This window comes from Streptomyces sp. NPDC054932, assembly GCF_053610205.1.
The window spans coordinates 1-5,763 of the sequence record NZ_JBSGXU010000313.1 but is presented as its reverse complement, the minus strand read 5'-3'; the positions used below and the strand labels follow the sequence as shown (position 1 = coordinate 5,763).

The following is a 5,763-nucleotide window of genomic DNA, read 5'->3' as shown; positions in this document are numbered from 1 at the left end:
CCGAGCCCTGACCGCCGCAAGTTCCCCAGCCCTCATACAGCCAGCGAACTACCGCACACCCGACGTGACAAGACCAGATAACAAAGCACTACTAGTGGGCGGGTGCCCAGAAGGCGGTCAGGTGGCCGTCGCCCGGGTTCAGGTCCGCCCATCCGCCCGGCAGGTCCACCACCACGACTCCCGACGTCGGGAGCCCCTCCCTGAGCCGTTCCAGCAGTTCCGGCGGGCCGGTCCCGCACAGGGCCGTGGCCAGCTCGTGGATGCCGGTGTTGTGACCGACCAGCATCAGACGGCCCAGTCCCGCTCCCCGCTCCGCGAGTACGGTGGCCAGCACGTTCGGCGCCGCGTTGTAGAGCCTGTCGTCGTACACGGTGGGCGGCACGTCCGGCAGTGCCGGGGCGATCAGCTGCCATGTCTGCCGTGTCCTGCGGGCCGGGGAACACAGCACCAGATGGGGCTCGAAGCCGGACTCGGCAAGCCAGCGCCCCGTCTCCGGCGCGTCGGCGTGTCCGCGGTCGCTCAGGGAGCGTTCGAAGTCCTCGGCCGCGTGCTTCGGCACGGCCTTCGCGTGTCGTACCAGCATCAGCCGGCACCCGGCGGTCGCGTCGGAGTCCGAGGACATGGCCATCTCCTTCGCCGCGGGACCGGTACGGATACGGGTAGACCTACACGGACATCGTGCGGGGAGTCCGGACGGTACGCACCCGCGCGGGCGCCTTGCCGGCGTCCCACTCCGCGCGGGGCCCGCTCAGATGTTCAGCTCGCCGGGCGGTGTCTCCCCCGGCGGTACGCCGCCGTACGGTCGGGACGTGTGCTCCGCCGCACGGCGGTTGAGGGCCACCGGTCGGCGAAGACGCGCGGGAGTGCGGGAATCCCGGCGAAGGGAGTGGGCGCCATGCGCATCGCGTTCCTGACCGCGCCGGACGCTCGTGAAGGAGCTCGCCCTCGCGGCGCAGTCGTGACGGCACGGTGACCGTCCTGCCCATGGGCCCGTACTACTTCCGCAGGTCGGCAAGGACCTCGCGGGCGGCACGCGTACCGGAGGCGAGGGCGCCCTGCAGCGAGCCCGTCGCCCGGTGGTCGCCGCACACGTATCGCCCTGGCGTGAAGCGTGTGGTCCGGGAGAGCGGCAGGGGCGACGGCATCGCCGGGAGCGCGTCGTGGACGGTCACGCGGTGGACGGCCTCCCAGTTCTCGGTGTCGGAACTGCGGTACGCCTCGGCGAGGGCCACCCGTACGGCGGCCTCGTCCACGTGGCCCGGCTTGCCGAGGACGGAGGTCGAGACCAGGGCCCGCCCGTCCTGGGAGTAGCCCGGGTGGACCTCGGTGAGTACGCAGGTGTTCAGGAAGCGGCGCCCCGCGTCGATCAACAGCGTCGGCTCGGCCAGGGGTGATCGGTCCGCCGCGTGGTAGAGGGTGGTGACCGTCCTGCCGCGGGGTACGTCGAGGCCGGGGAGCAGTCGGGCTGCCACGCCGTGGCCCGTGGCCACCACGACTGCGGGGGCGATCACTTCGCCGGCGTCGGCGAGGACCACGCCTTCGGCGGTGAGGGAGGCGACCGGTGTGTCGGTCTGCAGGACGCCGTCGGGGAGTCCTGCGGCGAGCTGGGCGGGTACGGCGCCGATGCCTTCGCCAGGCAGGCAGGTGGTGCCGCGCAGCAGGCTCCTCCACACGAAGTGGAAGAAGCGCGCCGAGGTCTCCAGCCGGTCCTCCAGGAACACGCCGGACAGGAAGGGCCGGAAGAAGGTCTCCACGAAGCCGGGTGAGAGGCCGGCATCGGCCAGGGCGGTCAGCGTCGTGGTGTCGGACCGGGCGCGCAGGCGCGTCGGCGGTGTGAGCATGTCGCGGGCGGAGAGCACCCCGAGTGCCGCGAGGTCGCGGGCGGAGGCCAGCCGGCCCGGGAGGAGGTCGCTGCTCTCCCGGAGCAGGCGGGTGGGGTCGGTGAACCGCCGCGGCCCTTCGGCGGTGTGCACCAGAACGCCCGGAGTGAACGGCCGCAGGCGCAGGTCGCGGAGGTTGAGGCGGCGTTTGACCTGGGGGTAGGAGGTGTTGAGTACCTGGAATCCGCGGTCGAAGGTGAACCCTCGGATCCTGTCCGTGCGCATCCGCCCGCCCACGGCGTCGGAGGCCTCGAGGAGGCGGACCCGCAGGCCTGCGGCGATGAGGTCCACCGTGCACGCCAGCCCGGCCGCGCCCGCCCCGACGACCACTACGTCCGCGTCCCGTCCGTCTGTCTTTCGCATGGCCGCGGTCACCTCCCTTGCCGGAAGTTACGCCAGGTATGTCCGGAGACGGTGGAGGCGCGCTCAGTGATCACTGCGCCTGCGCCGCCTGAGCGGTCCGCGGGGCGGAGCCCTTGCCCGGTCGGGCGAGGGAGCTGGGCCACCAGGCGCGCGGGCCGATGTCGATGATGAGGGCCGGTACCAGCAGGGAGCGTACGACGAGGGTGTCCAGGAGGACGCCGAACGCGACGATGAAGGCGATCTGGACGAGGAAGGCCAGGGGAATCACCATCAGCGCGGCGAAGGTCGCGGCGAGGACCACGCCGGCGGAGGTGATGACCCCGCCCGTGGTGACGAGCCCGCGCAGGACGCCCTCGCGGGTGCCCAGGGTGAGGGTTTCCTCGCGGACCCGGGACATGAGGAAGATGTTGTAGTCGACGCCGAGGGCGACCAGGAACACGAACCCGTAGAGCGGTACGGAGGCGTCCGTTCCACTGAAGCCGAGCAGGTGCTCGAAGACGAGTGCGGACACCCCCAGCGTCGCGAGGAAGTTGAGGGCGACCGTCGCCACCAGCAGGACGGGGACGAGCACGGAGCGCAGGAGTGCGACCAGGATCAGCAGGATGATGCCGAGTACGACCGGAACGATCACGGTACGGTCGCGGGCCGCGGTCTGCTGGGTGTCGAACTGCTGGGCCGTGTAGCCCCCGACCACCGCGTCGGCCCCCCGTACCGCGTGCACCCGCTCGCGCAGCCGCTGGACCGTTTCCTTCGCGGCGTCACTGTCGGCCGCCGCGTCCAGCGTGGCGTCCAGACGCACCCGGCCGTCCACGACCAGAGGCGCTCCCGGGCCCGGCCTGCCGCTCTCGGTGGCGGGAACGACCGAGGCAACACCGTCCGTGCCCTCGGCGGCCGCACGTACCTCGGCGGCCCGCCCGGCGTCGGTGATGATGACGGCCGGGTTGCCCGAGCCGCCGGGGAAGTGCCGGGCAAGGGTCTGCTGGGCGCCGACCGAGGGCGCGTCGTTGACGAAGATTTCGTCCAGTGGCACGCCCTTGGACGACAGGGCGGGAGCGAACCCGGCCAGGACCACGAGCAGGAGGGCGGTGGACACCCACACGCGCCGCGGCGCCCGGTCGATCAGCCCGGCGATCCGGCGCCACACGCGGTGGCCCTCGGCCGTGGCGTCGGCCGGCTTGGGGGTGGCGGGCCAGTACGCGGCCCGGCCCAGCAGGACCAGAGCGGCCGGCAGGAAGGTCAGCGAGCTCAACAGGGCGCAGACGATGCCGATCGCACCGACCGGGCCGAGGGCGCGATTGTTCGTCAGATCGCTCGCCAGCAGGGCCAGCAGGCCCAGGGCCACGGTTGCCGCACTGGCGGTGACCGCTCCGGCCGACCGGCGCACGGCGGCCAGAGCCGCCTCCGTACGGTCGCCGCGTGCGGCGAGCTCCTCCCGGAACCGCGCTGCGACGAGCAGGGCGTAGTCGGTCGCGGCCCCGATCACCAGGATCGACAGGATCCCCTGGACCTGGCCGTCCACGCGGACGGCGCCCCGGTCGGCCAGCGCGTAGACCACCGCGCAGGCCAGGCCGAGCGCGAACACCGCGCTGATGATGATCACCAGGGGCAGCAGCACGCTGCGGTAGACCAGCAGCAGGATCAGGAGCACTGCTCCGAGCGCCACGCCCACCAGCAGACCGTCGATGCCGGCGAACGCGTCGGACAGGTCGGCCTGGCTGGCCGCGGGTCCGGCGATCTGGACCGAGGTACCCGGAACCCGCTGAGCGGCCTGGCGCACCTCGTCCAGGACGGTGGGAAGCCGGTCGCCCAGGTCGGGCGCGAGCGGCACGACGGCCTGCATCGCCAGCCCGTCGGCCGAGACGGTGGCCGGAGCGGCGGGGGCAGCGATGCCGGGCTTGCCGTCGAGGTCTGCGACCGCCCGCCCGGCGGCCTCCTGCTGCCCGACGGTCACCCGGCTGCCTCCGTCGGCCGTCCAGATGACGATGGCGGGGATGGTCGCCGATGCTTCGAACGCCTTGCGGGCTTCGAGGACCTGCGTCGACTCGGCGCTCCGCGGCAGGAAGGCCGCCTGGTCGTTGGTGGCGACCTCGCGCAGCTTCCCCGCGTACGGTCCGAGCGTGCCGCCGATGCCGAGCCAGACGAGCAGGAGTGCGAGCGGAACGATCCAGCGGGCCCAGCGCGGCGCATTTCTCACTGTTGATCCTTACCTTGCCGACCAAGTCATTGATCAAGAATGGGCTGATGTCACGCGTGACACCGACAACCCCTCGCCTCCACTTCCGGCCGACGGCCCGATCCGGTTGCAGTCCTTCCCGGGCTACTTGCCTTCGAGCGCAGCCACCGGCTGGGGCAGGTGGCCGCCGGCCACGACGAGGGCGAGGTGGTCGTGGTGGTCGGCTGCTGACGATCAGGCCGTCACGGACCCGCAGCACCTGGATGTTGGCGGCTTCGAACGTCCGCCCGGTCACCCGGTGGTGCACCCGGTAGTCGAACCCGGCGACGACCACCTCCGGATCGCCGGTCTCCCGGACGACCACCTTCGCCGGGGCCAGCTCGACGGCAGCAGGCCGGGGCGGTCCGGCCGGAGCTCGGCATGCCGGATTCCATCGCCCTCCTGGCCGGTACCAGCAGGGCGGTGGAACAGGTGGTTTCCGACGGACTGCGGCCACGCTGAAGCCGGGCGCGCTGGTCGTCGACGGCAGCGGCCTCCGGAAGGGACCCAACTTATGCGCTTATGCGCTCATGGGCTCATGGGCGCCTACGCACTGCGGAACAGCGGTTTGCCCTCCCGCAGCCGGCGGCAGACCCGCTGGTAGCTCGGGCGGCGGAGCTTCGGCAGCCGTCCCTGCCCGGCCCGCTTCGCGCCACCGTCGTACACCTGCGGGACGAAGATGTCGCGGGCCGCCCGGAGTTGCTCCTTGGGTGGGGAGTAGGACTCCACCTCCACCTCCAGCTCGCCCGAGCGGTAGGAGGCGGACTTGTCGTACAACACCAGCGCCCGGGCGTGTACGGCGCCCTCCACCTCGAAGGTGAAGTCGTTGTAGTAGCCGTAGACGATGCCCTCGGCCCGCAGGTCACCCGCGACGTACACCGAACCCCAGGAGACCAGGTCGCGCACCACCAGGTCGCCGAGCACCACCAGCATGCCGATGTCGGAGACGTAGTCGTCCAGGAAGCCGTGCACGATCAGGTCGCCGTCGACGACCAGCGCGATGTCGAGGTCGAGGTCCTCCGGAACCACCAGATCGCCCTGGTGGTGGTACCACGCGATGCTCGCGTCCGTGAGGTAGTCGGCCATGTTCGCCTGGGGGCCCAGCCGCTCGGCCACCGCGGAGGTGTCGGCGAGCCGGTCGAACCGGGCCCGCCAGGAGGACATGGTCAGCACGGGGTCTCCGTTCCGGCCCGGAGTGCCCGGACCTCCAGCATCATGCGGGCCTGCGCGGCGTCCGAGGCGTCCGTGCCCGCCGCGATGGCTGCGAGCCCGGGCTCGGGCAGGGCGGGATTCTGCAGCATGCCGGAT

At 72.0% G+C, this 5,763-nt stretch carries 4 protein-coding genes; all 4 read right to left on the bottom strand.

Features of this window, described 5'->3' with window-relative positions; translation table 11 throughout:
* Positions 1-91: 91 nt before the first annotated feature.
* Positions 92-622, bottom strand: coding sequence for a SixA phosphatase family protein (locus tag ACWGE1_RS39675; protein ID WP_453425330.1), 531 nt, complete (start codon positions 620-622; stop codon positions 92-94).
* 373 nt (positions 623-995) lie between these two features.
* Positions 996-2,243, bottom strand: coding sequence for an NAD(P)/FAD-dependent oxidoreductase (locus ACWGE1_RS39670; RefSeq protein ID WP_453425329.1), 1,248 nt, complete (start codon positions 2,241-2,243; stop codon positions 996-998).
* Between the two features lie 70 nt (positions 2,244-2,313).
* A complete protein-coding gene (locus tag ACWGE1_RS39665; protein WP_453425328.1) occupies positions 2,314-4,437 on the bottom strand; it encodes an MMPL family transporter in 2,124 nt (707 codons plus the stop codon).
* Between the two features lie 564 nt (positions 4,438-5,001).
* A complete protein-coding gene (locus tag ACWGE1_RS39660) occupies positions 5,002-5,628 on the bottom strand; it encodes a hypothetical protein (protein WP_453425327.1) in 627 nt (208 codons plus the stop codon).
* Positions 5,629-5,763 lie beyond the last annotated feature (135 nt).

Excerpts from the sequence above, each read along its gene's own strand:
- ACWGE1_RS39675 (WP_453425330.1), bottom strand. The coding sequence starts at position 622 with ATGTCCTCGGACTCCGACGCGACCGCCGGGTGCCGGCTGATGCTGGTA.
- ACWGE1_RS39670 (WP_453425329.1), bottom strand. The coding sequence starts at position 2,243 with ATGCGAAAGACAGACGGACGGGACGCGGACGTAGTGGTCGTCGGGGCG.